The sequence below is a fragment of the Escherichia sp. WS568 genome (assembly GCF_046486085.1).
Classification (GTDB): Bacteria; Pseudomonadota; Gammaproteobacteria; order Enterobacterales; family Enterobacteriaceae; genus Escherichia; species Escherichia coli.
Map to the genome: position 1 here is coordinate 19,460 of NZ_JBJQMC010000019.1, position 17,858 is coordinate 37,317.

Sequence of the window (17,858 nt, forward strand, 5' to 3'; positions counted from 1 at the left end):
TTCACGGCTAAATCAACGCTTAACGCGAAAGTAACTTTAAGCAAAGTTACTCAAATTTGGGAGCTGATATTTAAGCTCATTGTTTTTATACTATAGCTTTAAGCATAAGTAAATGCCCATATCGAATTATTCTGTATAAACTGGAGAAATTCGAATATTAGCTGCTTCTTTTATCTTTTCTTCACTGCATTCTCTTAAAAAGAAAGAAGGGTCACCATACCACATTACAAAAAGTTGCTTTTCTGCACGCGTAAATCCAACATAAAGCAAACGTCTTTCTTCTTCTATTGCCTCCTCCCCAACTGATCTTTTACTTGGTATCTGATCCGCATTACAACTCATTATTATTACTTTATTCCACTCAAGACCCTTTGAACCATGCAAGGTTGATAGGACTACTTTCTCTGGGCTGTATTCCTCGTCCTTCTTCCTAGGGCCTAATGACATTGCAGCAGCACGATTGATCATATTCATCCAACCAGTCTTTTCTGCCCACTGTTTACAAGTGTCTAAAGCAATTTTTGTTAAGGTTGCTGTACCTTTATTACTCCTCATCTTGATTGACGACGATTCCATCCATTTCGTAAGGTTGGCGAAACGTTTTGCTATCTCAACTTTATCAGTACTTTCCTGGGTAAAGCGCACGAAGTTTGAATGTAATGTTTTTGTTTCGAGAGAACTGTCCTCCGGGATGGCAAGGTCGCCAAAAGTAACTTTTCTTCCTCTCATACTCAATGCCACATCATCCAAAACTGATTCCTGTTCTCCAAACAATGCCAATACTCTCTTCATTAAGCGAGGATCATTTGATTGTCGGAAAAAGGCCATAAGGCTTAACACATCGCTTGTTTCTTTTTCATCCCAGAATGATTTACCTCCGTAACGAATTACTGGCTGTTCGATCAAACTTTCTAGCTCATCCAAGTGAGCATTATTGCGGCTTAGAATTGCCCATCCATGTGGATCCTGATTTATAAGGCTTAAAATACCCTGTATCTGTTCCTCCATATCTACATATGAACGAAAAGTGACCTTTCCTCCTCCCTTTTTTGCCGAGCGTAACTCTTTGGCATAACGGTAAACATTCTTTCCTATCAGTGCTCCGGCCACCTCTAAAATTTCAGGTTCACACCTAAAGCATGTGTTTAAGTAAAATATGTTAGGTCTGAAGTGTTTTTCAAACTGTTGAAATATTTTGACTCCTCCTGAGGATCTGAAGGAGTAGATGGCCTGATCATCGTCTCCAACTATACTCGTATAGACTCCAGCTCTTGTATGCAATGCTATCCATGAGAATTGTATAGAGTCAGTATCCTGAACTTCGTCTACTATCAAATGTGTCAAATCTAACGTGCGCATTTTTCCCGAATGCATTTGACCGACAACAAATTTTGAAAGAGCATTGAGGTCCGCCACATGGTCTTTCTGGCATAACGCCTGATAGGTATTAAATAAATGGATCTGTTGTCTGTTATGCCGAACTGAAATCACATCCGTATCCATTTCTCTGCCGATAGCATCAATAACGAATTCAGCTTCAGCAAACTTCATCGTTACACCGGATTCTTTCAAAGCCCGGTGAATGACAGATCTCTGTGCTGGCCCTATCAACATCTTTCCCGGCCAGCGAATCATGTCCAGTTGCTTCTTAACGAGTCCGTGAAAAGTATCCACCAGCACCCGGTCAAGATCCTTCTTGCTCAATCGCTTTTGTAACTTTGCTGCAAGTGCGTTTGTTGCAGCGCGAGTAAAGGTCACCATCCCGATTCTTGCATATGGATACTTTTTGAGAATCGATATAACCGCTTCTATCATGGTGAATGATTTGCCTGATCCAGGCGCTGCTATCACCATATTGTTTGCGCTAGCATTCTCGATAACAGGTCTTTGCTCTTCTGTTGGCTTACCCATTTCAACCTCATTACTTCGTTTTAATAATTATACATTTTTATAAAAGCGCTTTTCTTGTGTACTGCTGGTTCTACTGGAAATCACTTTTTTTCCTTTTTTATGCAATCAGGTTGTTTGTGAAACGCGTGACTATGGAATAATGGTTCCATCTCCAAAAGACATTACAAAAAGGGCTTTAAATGAAACTTTTACGTTTAGTATCTCTGGTCTCTTCTGTCGTCATTGGTTTTTCCCTATCGGGTTGTGCCGGTGACACCGGCACTACGCCAGGCACCGCTCTGAATGCGTACAGTCACGGCCAGTACTGGCATGCTAAAGCAAATGATTCTGTCGCCAAGAATGCCTATTCGTTTGCTGGTTTCGACGTTAATTTTAAGGAGCAAGAGGTTACTCCTGGAGGTGATGCCGACAACTTTCTTTCTAAGTATCTCATCAATAGTTCGATGGGCTACGTAACAGGCGGTCTAAAAGGTTTTGGGATCATGAGCCTCGGCTCTTTGTACAGTTCTTCTGACGCCGAATACATCCAGGTCAATCAATACCTAGTGTTCGTCCCCAATCCAAAAAAATTGCCTTACAATGATGAAAGTTTGGTACGTGAAGGAGCTAAGTATGTTTTTGAGCATACAAAAGCAACTCAGGCCTCATTTGGATACAACCCTGAAAAACAGAAAGCAGCTCTGGCCACATGTAAAATTGATATGGCAGTCGTCAATAAATGGAGTACCTGTGATCTGCCCTCTAAGCCTGATGCTGATGTTTTCCCTACAGATTCAATGTACAGCTTTCAGGCGATTCGCCCCGCAACAGGAACCGAAATTCCTCAGCTAAACCTTCCCGCTGGTGATTACGCTGTAATTCGTTATGTGTTCATCCCATTTAAAGGAAACGAAACAAGCGCTGATTTTTCGGGTATCATTTTCCGTTCTGATAGCCCAAATACAACAACTCCAGGGGGTGTTGCAGCCTCCATCAACGGAAAAGATTATTACCTCTTTACCGGTGAATACGGTAAAAAAGGCTTCCCAGAAAAAACATTGAAAGCCAAGTAATTAAAAAAGGGGCCTAACGGCCCCTTCTTCAATATTTCGGCAACTGCTTGCCCGTAACCGGATCCAGCGTAGTTGAACCTACCTCACATATGGCCGGTCGAGGTAAATAGCTACAATCTACATTTTCCTCTTTTATAGCCTGAGCATTTTCTTGTCTGGCCTTTATCATATTTTCTTCACCGCCCATTGCTTCCTTGGTACGTTCTGATGGAAGTTGATAGTTCTCATTCTGGAATGGTAAGTTTTCCACAATTGATTCTTCGGAGAATTTTGAATATTGATCAGGAACTTCTCCTACCTGAACTGCATCATTAATCCACTCCGTCAGATCAATTTTATCGAAATCCAGTTGCTGTATTTGCTTTATTGATAGCCCCACGCAATTAGAGGCGACAGGGTCTATTCCTAATTGCGGATAAGCTTGTTGCATAATAACGCGTGACAACATGGAATTATAACAGCACATGTCTGTTGCTTTTTTAACGCATTTCTTTGTGAAACCAACATTCAGATATTTGACGCATCGTTCCGTATCTAATGTAAAACAGGATTTTTGATTCTTATGAATAGAAGCTTCCATCTCTTTCTGGTCGCATGCTACCAACATTTCTAAAAGCATTTTAGTGACCTGATAGGCTGTATAAATCCAACCGATCACGTTTAATGCAAGCATAAAGTTTTGAACCGCAGCCGAGAAGACAACCTCTCCTCCGGTAGTAGCAACGTTCTTAAAGACAAAGTCTCGAACTGTATCTGGTAGCAATTCGTAGGCTTTCTTCATTGCCATCTGCTTAAGCTGACCTATACCGAAGCTGGACATTGTTTCCTGTGCCAACTGGCCAGCACCTCCTGCCCCTCCAGAAGTTGCGGAAGACCCAACTGCCCTGCTTAGATTACCAGCGACGTTTTCATATACGCTCGTTAAGGAGCTCGTGACATTGTTCCACATTTGCCCTACTGTTTTACCAGCTGATGCAGTCCACTCACCGACCGCATTGGACATAGAAGCCCATGTACCTGTATCACCGCCGGTCCATTTTATTAGCTGAGCATTAACTCTGGTCCAGTTAGTGTTTCTGATCATAGATCCGGCAAGCATGATACCTTCAAGTGCTCCTGCGGTTCCCTGCGGTGCTTCGCAGCAGTCCGTCTTTGCCAGGCCATTTACAAAGCCTACTGAACGACCACACCATTCAGGTTTTCCTTCAAAGACAGAACAGGAATTGGCATCGTTAGGGTCTTCGCATTTGGCTTCGCCCTGCATGTACTGAACCATGTTTGAATAAGCCGCAACTTTTCCAAAATCGTTGTTCTCTTCCTTTGGCCCAGTTTCGCATGTTCCTCCAGAACATGGGATCATGCCAACACAGGCATTTGTAGAAGATTCAACCTCACGAACTACATCCTTACCTCTGTCACAGGTGTATTTCTGTTCATACATGTAGCAGCTGTTAGTGCCCTCATCGAACCAACCCTCTGCACATGTTTGTTTATCGAGTACACATGCTGCATCATTTTTATAAGAACTACATGCATCAGGCATACTCTTAATTTCTTCGTAGTTGTAACAGAGGTCCTTTCCATTAGCGTCTTTCATAATTTTCCCACTGGCGTCATAAGAGCAAATCTTGTCTTTAGCCAATGGATCACAAAAATAGCCTTCAAGGTTAGTCTTCCAGGTAAGAAAGCCTTTATCGCCTTCATACAGCGGCTTTGCCATAGAAAGCACGCTTTCCGGAAGCCGCTTCGTGCCAACATCCATATCTTTAAACCGATCGAAACGGCAGAATGTATTTGGTGTTTGTACAGCATCGTAACAACCAGCTGGTTCCTGGACGTGCTTATCTTCGAGCTTCATATTTTCAAACGTCAGCTCAACCTCAAAGTACCCTTCACCTCCCCCACCAACCCAGACTCTGGATGCCATTGTCACTTCACGATCAGGTTCTTCATAAACTGATTTTCTGACCTTTTCAGTTACATCGTATACTTTGTCGAGTTTCCACGATTTTTTTAACTCCCAAGATCCCTTTGGAGCCGGATAGTCACTTTCTCGATATGCACCATCTATGTGAGCAAAAATCTGCGTGCCATCAAGTGTTACCCGCATGTGGTCATCCCACTCCGCGTTAACAATCTTTGCTGAGGCCAATTTTGCATCCGGATGGAATTTTAATGTCAGTTCGTTATCAAATACCCCGTCACTCCAGTAGTTGTCATCACGGCGACCAAACCATATACGCACACAATTATCGCCGCACATCGACATGTCTCCGTTTCCGCCTGAAATGTATACAGGAACAGAGAAGTCACGAGTTATCGTGCAGCTGCTGAAGTTATCTTGCTTAGGCGAGTTACAGTAGAACTCTTTGTAATCAGGATAGTGTGTGGTTACTGTTTTTTTGGAGGTCTCAACATTACAGTTCTGAAGCCAGTTTCCAGTACCAGCAACAGCATTGGTTATCTCATTTCTCCCCGCAGTAAACATGGGATCGTTAGGCTTTACAGACGATGCCGGGTTGTCCTTGTTAGCATTTACGAGGGTGCGGTAGGCAACGCCATCATAACTTTGAGCATCAAATAACTGGCTTTTCCGATTCTTTATATCGTTAACAAAGCCATCCTCATCCCCATAACGATCTGCGGCGTTGAACTTTATATCGCTGTGCTTTTGCTCTGAGCTGAAAATCTCTCCCGTATTTGTTTTGGTTCCAGGAGTAGTATTGGGATTACTGCTTATACCAATGTTGCCATTAGCATCACGAGAGAGCAGCTTTGCCCCTTCCTTGGTGTAGTTTGAATTGATTGTCCCTCCAGACATACTCGGCAGTTGTACGGCGCTACCAATAGACTTTCCATCGGATGCGGCATTTTTCATGACACTTTCATTAGAGTTCCCTGCCCCATACTTCCCGAGATTAAGATTAGCGGATTCGGCTTTACCCACGTATTTCTCGGTGATCTTCCCACTGACATTCTCGCCTGAATCCGCGTTCTTGTATTTCTCCACAATGTCCTGAGCACTGGTGGTTGCATTGCGATTTGCGTTAGGATTTGCAAGGTTAAAATTATTTTCGAGCTGGTCAAATATAGCGTCAGCAGCGTAAACACGTGGTGTCATTACCATGTTTATGAGTGTGACATAAAAAGCCCAACTCATAGTATTGGCAACCATTGATGCAATAATCGCTGAGGTGATTGTTTTTCTAAGTTTCACTTATTTTCTCCTTAGAAATCAAACGCCTGGAACGTAGCGAACACAACAGTCATTGTAACGCCACAACATATAGACATAATTATCGTTGCCTATTTTTTTGCGCCCACCTTTAAGGGTTGACCAGTCGTGTACCGAATCACCAAGACGATGACAGCAATCCGGTCCCTTCGCCTCAGGAGTAGGGAAAAGCATTGAAAGCCGATACTGGGAACGTGGTGTAAAGTATTCCCACGTTTTCTCACACATTGCGTCTGCTCCCATCGTTCGCATCAGCATGCCTTGGCGATGTAGTTTTGTCAGAAGACGCTGGGTAATCAGTGAACTCGTCCTTACAGCGTCATCATTTGCGTAAATGTGGCCGGTTAATGGGTAAAGGTTGCCATCGCATCCGGCACAAAAGTATGCAGCGAGATTATCCTTTCCTGCTGTTACTGCTACACAGTCAGCAGCGCACACCATTGAGGCAATTGGGTTTGCAAAAACTACTGCCTCGGGATTCAGGACGAGTGTAAGCAGATCACTTTCCCACATAGGGTCCACTTCGCTTATATAGGTCAGGCTGGCATCTATATAGGGTTCAGCAGTGCACTCGCCAATAATCAGTAATTTGAGCATTGTCATGATTGGGAACTCCCAAAGATGAACATCGTAAAATCCGGCTTCAGTTGCTGTCATTGGCTGATTAGTGTTGCTTTTACCAATATCAAACTGCGATTTTTGAAGCATCGTGCCTTCAAGAAAGGGGCTGCACCAGGGGCTCTTTACAACTTCTACAATCTTCACCGGCTGAAAGAAGCTCAATTGCCAACCTATTTCCGGTACGCCGTTCTGATCTGTGCAGTAGCAACCCGGACGTGAAGGTGCAGCGCCTTCTGGAGCAGCCCCTATGCCCATTATCCTCATGGGAAAAATGCAGCTCCAACAGATATTCTTAATCAAGCCCTGCCACACTCCAGCTGACTGACACATAGCCCCAGGGACTCCAGCATCTGCTGCCATAGCCATACCAGGTATAGAAAGCGAAAGCATAACTGCTACAATGAACTCTAAAAGTAACTTTTTGAATTTTTTCACCATCATGCTCACTTGGATGTAATAAATGTTGCAACACTTTCGATATAGTCGACGGCTTTGGTAAAATAACTTCTCATCTGGTCCGGATAATTTAGCGTCAGCCATGTTGCAAAGAGAGCGCCTATAATAAATCCGAGTTTCATATTATTTTTCCTCTGAAAGATTTGGGGCTCCGATTCCACGGACTTCTGCCTCGCTAAACAGGGTGATCCGGAATTTATCTTGGTCAGTAGTTATAAGCGCAGGTGTATTTTTAATCTGAAAGCGTGAGATAATCTGTTCGTTTACTTTAAACACCTTACCGTTAAATTTTTCACGTAAATCATTTAGGTGATCCCATCCATTATCTTTTTGGATACGGGTAAACATTGGCATTACTTTTCCACTACCCAGACGTTGTCGATACTGCTGCTCAGCCCATACCAGCTGGCCCGGATTGAGTGGATCGAAAATTATCATCGTCAGGTTTTGAGGAAATCTCGAAAGTGGATTAATCAACTCACCGGCGGAAGCTATTACACGGCCCTGCTTATCTTTTACGTCCTGAGTGACCCTCACTGTAGGGTCAATTAAAAATTCTTTGTGTTCCTGGGCAGGAGGGAGATCGACCATCCATTGATTTTTCCAGGTGTCCGCAACGGCCCTTTTTTTTGCACCTTCCCAGTCATATTTTTGTGCGCGTTCTTCCAGTTCTTTAATGATGCTCTTTTCTTCAACGGGATAAATCGTACCAGCAACAGGAAAAATGTCCTGATCGGGTTTTTTAGCAAGTTCTCGCTGAAAAAACTCAACGTTGAAGGACCCTACCATTTTTGCAAAACGAGCTTGCTCCCGAGAAATAATTGTCGGTACTTGAGTTACTTGATACTGACTGAAGCTATCAGGATCAATTGTAATCAAAGGAGATTCAAATTTTCCTTTGACAATCATTTGGTTTATTGCTGCCTGTGTCTCTGGTAGCCGAGTAGTTCCTTTCTTTAGACCATTGAAAACTACACGAGCTTTATGCTCTGAGGCCGTACGTAAAAGGTCTTCCAGTACATAATCCGGTAAGCTAAATGAAGCAAAGATCGTTATACCATTTTCAGTTGATAGTGCTTCTTCACGTGTGCTATCCATTTTTCTTTCGAAGTCAGCAGCTGTGATGCCCGAGGAACCAAACAATTTTTCGATATTTTTAGATTGTCCTCGCATGACTTCCGGCTTATTTTCCACAGCTTTCAGAGCCGCTTCATTAAGGCTGGCGTTTTCCTGAATTTCATCACGTCTTCTAATTATATCGTTGACAGCATCAGAGTTATTACTTTGGGCCCTTATAGCCTGGGTATGGTCTATAACTGCTTGAACACTATCCGCATTCATACCGGGCACGTAACCACGGTTTGTTTGCCTGCTCAGGTCCTGGTTTTTTTTGAGTGCTTCAGCTTGCGCAATGTACTTCTGCACATCTGGTGAATTTAGCGTAGCATCAAGGCTAAGAGCCCCATCTGGCTGCTGTGCACCTTTAGCCTGAGCGCCAAGCCCTTTTGCTTGCTGAGCGATTAGGTCAGCATCATGTTGATACTCAGTGCTTGCATTTGTATTACTTAAAACTGCACATAACGCAAGTCCAGGAAGTATTGGTAAATATTTTTTATTTACATTAAAAGATCGCATATGTTTTCCCAATTACTGAATTCAGCTTTACTGTTCCCCAAAAACGGGAATCCCATGAGTGATCGGTTTGCCCAATTAGGAAAACTTCGCCTTCAGGAATTATCAATTCTTTTTCAATCAAAATGGACGGAATACTGTATTTCTTTGAAATACGACGTGCATTAGCTTCAAAAAATTTGTCCCCGTTATAAACCCCATCCATTGTTACTTTGAGTTTGTCACCGCCCACACCGGCAACAATTTTTATGACTCGTTCATTTTCTGGGATAAAACGAACCGATTTCGGCATGTTGAAAGCTATGAGTTCACCAGTTTTAATAGTTTTATCCGAATGATCAATCATATAAAAATCAGCAGGCAGGCACCCATTCAATAAACCGTATCCAAATGTATAACGGGTGAAAAAGACACACATAACGAGAATCAGCAATAAAATATTAATGGGGACATACCAATCCAGTATAAGCAGCCCTCTCTTTTTAGGTATGTAGTCGCTCATATTTTTCTCACTAGCACTGAAGAATATTTTTACTAAGTAGATACACCTCTATCCAAGTAACTATTATCCATGTTTTTCAACGCTCGGAAGTCTGCAAACTAACCTAATATTAACCTATAAGGATGTTAATTTCTCAGCATGTAGACGCAGCCTTGTTAGCGGCCATGAAAGATACCTTTGTAGCAAAGTTACTTTCCGGTATTAATTTTTCAAAGGTCCAATTGTTGGGCATAAAAAAGCCGGGACAAAATGTCCCGGCTTTATATTTAAAAATTTATTACTCACTGCTTGGTATTGATACAGTGTTTTCAGACTTACTTGCCTCTTCAGCCGGTCCGAAAACTGTCACGTGCTGCGTTGCAAAGTCTCCACTATCATCATAAGCAATTACTTTTATGTCCTGCTTACCACGGTTAAGGTTTTTAGAAAGTGTAGCCGTACTACCGAAAACGTTCCTTAATTCGCCGTTGATGAACCATTCATATCTAACCATTTTTCCATCAGTATCATCACATTTATTGGTAAAGCTCCAGCTTAGGTTGGTTTCCGTGTAGCTCAATGTACAATTAGGCACTGCGTTTTTAACGACATCAAACTCAACAGATGCTGAACCTCTCTGTCCAAGTTTACTAACAACATCAATTGTGATCTCGTATTTCTTTTCTTTTAAACCCGAAATCAGTTGAGCCCAATAATTTTTGCCGCTGGGTATTACCTCACCGTTCACCTTGTATGTGACCGTATCTATCGAGTCCGCCGAATGAGATAGCTTGATGTTTGACCTTAAGGTTACATCGAGTGGAGCTCTCATATATTTGTTAGAGAACTTGGGTGTCATCTCAACGTTCATTGGCGTTTGTTCATCGACAACAAAGGTATTTTCGATACGCTGTTCATTGTTGCGGTTATCTTTGAAAACAACCATCAATGTATATTTGCCAGGATTTTCAATTGTAAATTCTTTGGTGTCACCTTCATCTTTAGTGATTACCAGATTCTCTTTGTCGTAAATCCATTCTCGGGAATAAGTAACACCAGGATAGTCTCCATCCTTAATACCGCTCAACGCAACGCGTAGGGTGGTCGGTGCCATGTCGTATTTAAGTTTGGAGCTTATTTTCATTTCGGGGAATTTATAAACCCACGATTTGACAGAAACTCTACGGGTAGAAACCGTATTCTCCTTATTGTCCGCTAACCATGCACTGTATTCAAAAGCAGCATATCCCTGTTTATCCAACATTTGCTCAGTAAGGGTAACAGACAGTGTAGAGCCTTTAAATGTCTGGCCATCCGGTGTTTTCCATTCTTCAACTACGTTATTACCATTCTGGTACTTACTGTTAGGGTTCGTGAACTTACCTTCCAAAGTAACTTTTTGACCAACCTCTACCTTAGAAACCCCCGTTACCGAGACAGAAAGGCGCTTGGGTTTTGCGGCTGCCAACCGAGCAGACGTTTCCTTCCATGAAGACTCCTCTGCCAGTTCATCGGAATCAAGGTAACGCATCCGGGCATAAATCGTAGACGGTAGGGTATCAGCTGAAGCCACAGTGTAAGTTGTATCTCCCTGCACCCAGTTGACTTTATCCTCTGACCAGAGAACCTCAGCGGTGCCTGCTGGTATAGGCTCATCGTTATCAAGCAGGGTTACAGGTACATCTGAGCCCTGAAGAATGTCTGTCACATCTATACTGAGCTTAGGCTGCTTGTAGGTAACTACCGTTAAGGCATCTGTGTAGGAAACCTTAGATGTGAATTTATTGGTCATTTTTGCCCTATAAAGCCACTTTCCTACTTCTGTCTTTTTGATACTTACACTTCTCTTTCCGGTCATGTCGGAAAGCATATTCCAGGTTTGACCATTATCAGAGGACTGCTGCCATTCGGTGGGGGCAAGTGCGTCAGAGTTAGCAGTACTGGCAGATTTGAAGCTTACCAGAGTACTAAGTGGGATCCTTCCGATAATAAGGCTTTTCGACAGGTTACCCTCCAGTTCCTCACCTTTATAGATTCGAATGCCTACAGCACTGGTCTCACGTTTCATTTCAAAATCAGAGAATGGCGATCTGACCTTAGCCACACCAACCAGACGCATATTACCCAGATCCATATTTTCAATTTTAATCTTGGTTTCGACAATGCCCGCATCATTGACCGGCAATGCTTCAGTCAGCGCAGTTCTTTCGTATGTAGTTTTATAACGGCCTGTTTCTGGATCTTTGCCGTATACACTTTTTTGCGAGTATATCGTGACGTCCCATTCTCCCATTGTTTTACGGTCAAATGCACTTTTACGTGTGGAGTTGTTATAACGCCCCACTGTTACCTTTAAGGGCACTTCAAGAGATGTGGCTGTTTTTCTGTCATCCACTTCCATCGATGCTCGAATATTGAAATCAGGCACCGTATATACGTTGAGTGTGTCTGTAGTTCTTAATTCTGGATCCTTTGAGTATTCTACAGCTATGTCAAAGACGTTCTTTGTCCACAATGGTGCAGCAGCAACCTTAACCCTTTGTACAAAGGTCGTTGCATCGTTGTTTGAGGAACGATTTTTAAATGACGTTTTGACAGCCTCAGAGCCGTTTTGAGAGACGATCATCGTAACGTCAGCTGGTACCACCTTCGCTAATATTCGAGCGGCCTCCCCCCCGGTCGTATAAGCCAGAGCAGTGTTCGGATTGATGCCAGCTATGACTTTATTCTTTTTGTAAGAGATGATCGGGTTGTATGGTAATTGTGTGGTCAGAGTACGGCGATTCCTTGCGGATACCGCTTTAGAGCCCTTCCCGTTAATCATATAGACTTGATAGTCGAGCAGATTCTCACCTGTTTTATTAAAGAATCCAGTTAGACCCGGGGTACGTCCTTTAAAATAGAACTCCAACCCATCAGGGACATTGTTCCACTGAGGGTAGCATGCTGTAACATCTGATTTTTCCCCATACCAGGCGAGGTAAGCATTCGCATTTTCCTCTGTGGTAAACAGAGTGCATTTATCACCAGCTGTTTGACTAAGCAGGTCCGTATACTGACGTACACGCGAGTAAAGAGTTACGTTTTTTTCCAGATTCTTGAGAGTGAATCCAGTAGGTTGATAAGTGAAAACGGTACTGAAATTAACGTTTTTTCCATAAAGGTTTTCAGCCACCACAGTAATCTCGTGATCCGAATTAACTGCTAAATCGTCTCCAACCGGCAGGTAGTAAATACCTCTATAATTTGTAGGTGTTAACGAAACTACTTTGTTGTCTATTGTTACTGATTTTATGTCAGCAACCCCAGCCTGCCCCTGGAAAGCTGCAACGATAATCTCGTTCAGGAAGTATACGGGTGCTCGTTTAGTTAATACCTGCCCATCTTTGAGAACCATAAGCGTTGGGTTATCAGACAGCATCAGTTTGCTTTCAGGCTCAGTGTACGTAGAAGAGTTTTTGCTCGTATTTTCTACTGTAAAAGTCGCTGCGTAGGACCCGTTTATAAGATCCGTTAAGTCGAAGATATAGAGGTACTCATCACCGACTTTTTGAGGTCCACTTACCGGCTGTAAAGTTCTACGTAAAGGGGTTGCCCAGGACTGTTTGAAATCAATCTCAGTGCCATCATCTAAAGTCACTTTAGTCGTCGGTTTAAACACGCCATCCGGAGTCATAGTGAGCGACATAGCTGTTGGGAGCCACCATTCACCTTCTGTTTCTTGCTGGGGTACCTTAACGGCCACAGCAACGGTTTTGGCTCCGGTATAGATGTCCTGGCCACCTACTTTGATTGTTTTAGCCTCATCGGTAAAATTCCAAAGTGTATGGTCTACTACAGGAGGCCGATAATCCCAGTTAACAACAAGCTTTTTGGATTCAGGAGGTGCGAAATAATTATTCTTAGAGTTTGCTGTAATTGTGATATCACGTGAACCCAAAAGTTCATCTGTATCACTGGCCTTAATGCTTCCAACTTCAATGGTACAGGAAGTTCCGCCAATAGGAACTTCACAGGCGGAGCCTGAACCTATTGAGATGTATTGAATATAATTGCGGGGCTCAACAGAAACAGCGATATCTTTGATCGCTTCATCCTTTAAATACGATTTGAAAGAAAAGCCGTCATAGACTAATCCGTTCAGGGATGATTTAAGACCGGTGATAGTAGGTTTTACCGGTGCCACACTTTTGATTGAATATTCACCTTTTACTATTTCAACTTTTTTCCGTTCAGAACCAGAGAAGTAAGAAATCTTGTAAGGTAGTTTTAAATCACCGGTGGTGTTGGGAACGCCTGAAAGAGTGAAACCGTTAGAAGTAAATCCCAAGGTATTGGGTAACCACTCAAAAAAACAAACGAGGTTATCAACAGAGGAAGTCGCTCGATCATCAACCGTTACATTACAGGCTGTGCCTGCACCTGAGGCAGTGATAGTGTTAGAATTAACGTATGCAACAAAGTCGCCCGGCCCCGGGTCAAAGGATACGGCTGGCAAATCAGCCTGTAGCTTTCCTGAAATCATAATCGCTTCGGCATAGACCGCTTTAATCGGAGCAATTAAAGAAAACAACAGGGCTAAACCTAAACCTGATTTTCTCATGACGAATACCTGTTTTTCTGAGCAAAATTAAACTCACTTTACGATGAAAAACAGAAATATCCGTTCGTATAATATTTAAAAAAACCTGTATTTTTCCATGTATTCCGTATGTTAATACGCTATTTTGAATTCTTGGCTTCAGATAAGCGAAGCGCGGTAATTATAGACTCGGAGCTTACCCAAGGCGTTTTTTGAGCAAGATATCCAAGTATGTAGAGGCCAATTTTAACGCAGTCCATTTGTGAGACGGGGACCATGTGCATGAAGGGTTTTAAGCCGTCTTTATCGACTGGAACTATCCCTGCTGATAACAACAAACCGCCCCTCTCGTTTGGGGTAACGCTTATATTTTTGTATACGACGTGGCCATGATGTGAGGTTTTCCTCTTATCAATTTTTAAAGTATGCATGATTCTAAGAAATACAGATGCCATCTGCATAACTTCATTCGTCGACAATTTTAGAAGTACAGAACGGTTTGAGCCCCAGTCATAATCTTTTTTGGCGTTCCTCGGAGCGACGTGCAATGTAAGATAATAATTATCAATCTCATTTGAAAAAGGTGAAGGTTTTGATGAGCTAACATCTTCATTGTTCATCTCAATGACAAGTGCTGCATCCTGACCAAAAGCTTTTACATTATGGTTTTTAAGAGAGAAGTCTGAAGTTGCCATATAAAAAGTCACTTTTGATAAAACCACATACCACCTAATGATTCATCATCGGCAAGATGCTTGAAATTTGAGAGTGTATATCCTGTTTTGGTTTCAGAAATCACCATGCTGTAAGATGCCGTATGTACAAGGCGAGAATTGTTTAGATCAAGATCATCACAAAAACCAGGGCTTTTGACGGGGTCAGCCTTTTCAACAAAAGTTACTTTTGAAGCGATGCCGTTGATCACGATTTTCTCGTTATCAGCAATTTTAATGTTTAAAGAAGGCGAGCTTTTATCACATGGCAGGAAGAGTGATGTCTTTTTAAATGTGTTTCCAGTGAAGTCCAAAAGGTCAGGTTTAACCGGAACATTGTTTAGGATTTTATAAACTCCAGCAAATGCACATATCACAACAAAACCAGATAAAACATATCTAATCTTAGACTTCATCCCCCAGTTCCTCTCCTAAAAGTTTTAACGCACTTACGCACATAAGCCTCAACTGATACAGTAAGTTATCAGCGGTTATTCCACCAACGAAGGTAACTGTACGTCGTATTGATGCTCCGCCAGGCTCGCACTGGATATGGCCGATACCAGAATCACGGAGGAAGTCATTTTCTGCACTTACAAGGTCTGACTCTACAGGTGGAATGATAACTTCAATGAGTATTGTATCAACTGGGGCCCACTCCCAATCGAACTTAAGAGAGGAAATTGGGGATATAGAAACAAGAAGCTCATCAATATTAAAAATTACGGGTTTTATTCCCATAACCTCAGACTGAATGAAGTGGCTTTCTACCATAACTACCGGAAACTCTGAAATAGTCAGAACTCCGATTAACTGGTCTCGGCGTAAACCATGTATTAGTGAGTTGCGAGATAGCATTCGATCAGCCTTTATTATAATAATCAAACATTTGGGACAAGAACAAAAGGGATTACAGAAACGAAGATTCTACATGAACATCGTTGTCAGTGACCTTAGGTCCATCGGGTATAAGGGTATCAAAAAATCCTTACATAACCATTAAAGCACAGAGACTTTATAAGTAAAATAATAATTAAGTACCAGATTTATTAAGATAATTCTTAGGTTTTTTACAAATTTAGGAAAAATCCGCACTTCCTGTAACAGCACCCAAATTAACCTAAAATACCGTTTCATTAACAGTAATTTTACATACCCAGGTGAAGCCTGAAATTATTATAACAAAAAAAAGGCCAGCAAGTATGCTGGCTTTCCTGGTAAGACAAGTTGGAACTCAGAAGTCGATTGTACTGTCTCTCACCTATCTTGCCAAAGTTGCCAGTCGCTTGTTTGCCTTAGCTTTAGATTTTATGCTTATGGAGGCGGTTTGATTTTCATCCGATACTTTTTCTAGCACTGGCACCACAGCGGAAATGGACTTTTCTTTTGAAATTTTGGATGCATCTGAAGAAAGTGGGCTTTCAGATGGTATAGAGGTATCGCTTCCCTCATTTTCAATCTTCACACCAAAGCAGGCATGTTCCTTTTGTACAAGGAAGGTTTCTTTTACAGAAACAGAATCCTGCTTTGAATTATCTAATTGTAGAGGTGTTAAATACTCCTTAAACTTTTGATCTAAGACATTCTCTAGCAATACATTAATAGGAGGCTTAGGTTCAGTATCTATAGTATTTCCATCATTCAGAAACCTATTAAGATCTGCAAGTGTTAATCTTTCGTTTAAACCATTTATAAAATTTGCCAAGTCAGGAAATAAATTATTCAATACCAACCCGGTACTAATAGCCGACCTAATTAAATCCAGTTGGTCACCCCTATGAGAAAGTTCTGTTTTTTTCAAGAAACTATAAACATAGGGTGCTTTTCTTTCGGATATCCAGAAAGACCGGATCTGAATCCGGTCGTTATCTGCCTTATTTGAGATAGGGTTTTTAGCCATGTTCTAGCTCATTATTCTGAATAAATAGTATCAGCAATTGCCAAAGATAATGCGAACTGCGGATTGTCTACCATGATAACTTTAGCCGTTTCAAAATGTTTACGAATAGCTGTTTCGATGAGATATGAACCTCCCCCAACAAGGAAAACATTATGAGGCCTCTCTTCGACTTGTGTAACCGCTCTGATTACTTTACTTTGCAACTTCTGTACCGCAGAGTTTACCGCATCAAAAACACCGTCACGCTTGTCCTCTGCAACCTTCAAAGCTGATTTATCATGACGATTATCAACAAGATGATGAATGTAAGCATTACTCGTATTCAGTTTCTCAGATTCAAGATACCTGCTGATCTCATCGTAAACAATAGAACAACCAATACGGTCAAAACCTTTTACTTTCGAAATCTGTTCTAATTGCCCAGTAATACTTGCAACATCAAGAGTAGTACCACCAAGATCAATTACCAAACTTGATTCAAATGAAGCAATATCCTCAATTTCATCTGCCCGGGTCACAGCTGGTAAAGATTCAGGGAAAACAGTCACAGACAAAACGTTGAAAGAATAGCGTTTACCGTCAAGATAACGCTCAACTGGTTTCATCAGGTTATCTTTTTTTCTCTGAATATTTTCAATATTCGTTTCCCCTAAAGCAGTATAGAACTGGCTAAGAGGTAAAGTAACAAAGAGGTGAACATCCTGAGGAACTAAACCAGAAGCATGAAGTGCATGGTGAACATTTAACCGGCTAATTTCATCGTATTGGTGAGATACATCAGTCGATTCCAGTGAGTTACTAGATTCGCTGTGATGCGAAAACCTTTCCAGCCCATCAATAAGATAGTTAAAAGGATTGAGACCCTCATGGCGAACACGGAAATCTGGAACAAAACTATTTTGTGTGAGCAAGGGAACTAATTCGTTTCTTTCATTAAGACAAACCAGTTTTGCAGCTTTACTTCCATCATCGACAACGATTTTTAAAGCTTCAGTGATATCCTGCAATGATTGTGAAACAGGACTTTCAGATTTTAATAGTTCAGCCATAAAAACTCTCTTTTATTAATAGGACCATATTAGATATTAACTTTATACATTAATGGTGACCTATTATCAACATCAACACTATTAAAAAAATACGTAACTCTATGTTATTTCAGCATCCTTCCATTTTAAATACATTACCGTTAAATATCCTGTATTCATGAAGTAAACATGTTTATAAAGGAGCCAATTATAATCAGAAAGTTACTTTGCATCCTAAGTATGAACT

Annotated in this window: 12 protein-coding genes; 1 reads left to right on the top strand and 11 read right to left on the bottom strand. The window is 41.7% G+C overall.

What is annotated here, in order from left to right; genetic code table 11:
* Positions 1 to 126: 126 nt before the first annotated feature.
* The gene (gene trhI, locus ACJHWR_RS18755) at positions 127 to 1,911 is read right to left on the bottom strand and encodes an IncHI-type conjugal transfer helicase TrhI (RefSeq protein WP_042634277.1); all 1,785 of its coding nucleotides are present in this window, start codon (positions 1,909 to 1,911) and stop codon (positions 127 to 129) included.
* A 179-nt stretch (positions 1,912 to 2,090) separates the two neighbouring features.
* Here trhI and ACJHWR_RS18760 point away from each other — a divergent pair, with 179 nt between their 5' ends.
* Positions 2,091 to 2,963, top strand: a complete 873-nt coding sequence (locus ACJHWR_RS18760; protein WP_000771832.1) for a hypothetical protein — start codon at positions 2,091 to 2,093, stop codon at positions 2,961 to 2,963.
* Positions 2,964 to 2,991: 28 nt separating this feature from the next.
* Here the strand turns inward: ACJHWR_RS18760 and trhN are convergent, their stop codons facing one another.
* The 10 genes from trhN to parM all read right to left on the bottom strand — a co-directional run bounded on the left by trhN (position 2,992) and on the right by parM (position 17,632).
* Positions 2,992 to 6,180, bottom strand: coding sequence for an IncHI-type conjugal transfer protein TrhN (gene trhN / locus ACJHWR_RS18765; RefSeq protein WP_000776705.1), 3,189 nt, complete (start codon positions 6,178 to 6,180; stop codon positions 2,992 to 2,994).
* An 18-nt stretch (positions 6,181 to 6,198) separates the two neighbouring features.
* Positions 6,199 to 7,254 (bottom strand): IncHI-type conjugal transfer protein TrhU, encoded by a 1,056-nt coding sequence (gene trhU / locus ACJHWR_RS18770; protein ID WP_181196458.1) that lies wholly within the window; start codon positions 7,252 to 7,254, stop codon positions 6,199 to 6,201.
* A gap of 144 nt (positions 7,255 to 7,398) precedes the next feature.
* Positions 7,399 to 8,910, bottom strand: a complete 1,512-nt coding sequence (locus tag ACJHWR_RS18775; RefSeq protein ID WP_001256133.1) for a TrbC family F-type conjugative pilus assembly protein — start codon at positions 8,908 to 8,910, stop codon at positions 7,399 to 7,401.
* Positions 8,897 to 9,409, bottom strand: a complete 513-nt coding sequence (trhF, locus tag ACJHWR_RS18780; protein ID WP_001286759.1) for an IncHI-type conjugal transfer protein TrhF — start codon at positions 9,407 to 9,409, stop codon at positions 8,897 to 8,899. The genes ACJHWR_RS18775 and trhF overlap by 14 nt, the downstream gene beginning before the upstream one ends.
* Positions 9,410 to 9,686: 277 nt before the next feature.
* The gene (gene rsp, locus ACJHWR_RS18785; RefSeq protein WP_001232107.1) at positions 9,687 to 13,991 is read right to left on the bottom strand and encodes an IncHI-type conjugal transfer protein RSP; all 4,305 of its coding nucleotides are present in this window, start codon (positions 13,989 to 13,991) and stop codon (positions 9,687 to 9,689) included.
* 119 nt (positions 13,992 to 14,110) lie between these two features.
* Positions 14,111 to 14,665 (bottom strand): hypothetical protein, encoded by a 555-nt coding sequence (locus tag ACJHWR_RS18790; RefSeq protein ID WP_000235777.1) that lies wholly within the window; start codon positions 14,663 to 14,665, stop codon positions 14,111 to 14,113.
* A gap of 8 nt (positions 14,666 to 14,673) precedes the next feature.
* The gene (locus ACJHWR_RS18795; RefSeq protein ID WP_000836980.1) at positions 14,674 to 15,099 is read right to left on the bottom strand and encodes a hypothetical protein; all 426 of its coding nucleotides are present in this window, start codon (positions 15,097 to 15,099) and stop codon (positions 14,674 to 14,676) included.
* A complete protein-coding gene (gene hdtA / locus ACJHWR_RS18800) occupies positions 15,089 to 15,541 on the bottom strand; it encodes a H transfer determinant A (protein ID WP_000952689.1) in 453 nt (150 codons plus the stop codon). Before hdtA ends, ACJHWR_RS18795 begins: the two co-directional genes overlap by 11 nt.
* A 403-nt stretch (positions 15,542 to 15,944) precedes the next feature.
* Positions 15,945 to 16,583, bottom strand: coding sequence for a hypothetical protein (locus tag ACJHWR_RS18805; RefSeq protein ID WP_001107537.1), 639 nt, complete (start codon positions 16,581 to 16,583; stop codon positions 15,945 to 15,947).
* 11 nt (positions 16,584 to 16,594) lie between these two features.
* The gene (gene parM, locus ACJHWR_RS18810) at positions 16,595 to 17,632 is read right to left on the bottom strand and encodes a plasmid segregation protein ParM domain-containing protein (protein WP_000818955.1); all 1,038 of its coding nucleotides are present in this window, start codon (positions 17,630 to 17,632) and stop codon (positions 16,595 to 16,597) included.
* Positions 17,633 to 17,858: the final 226 nt, after the last annotated feature.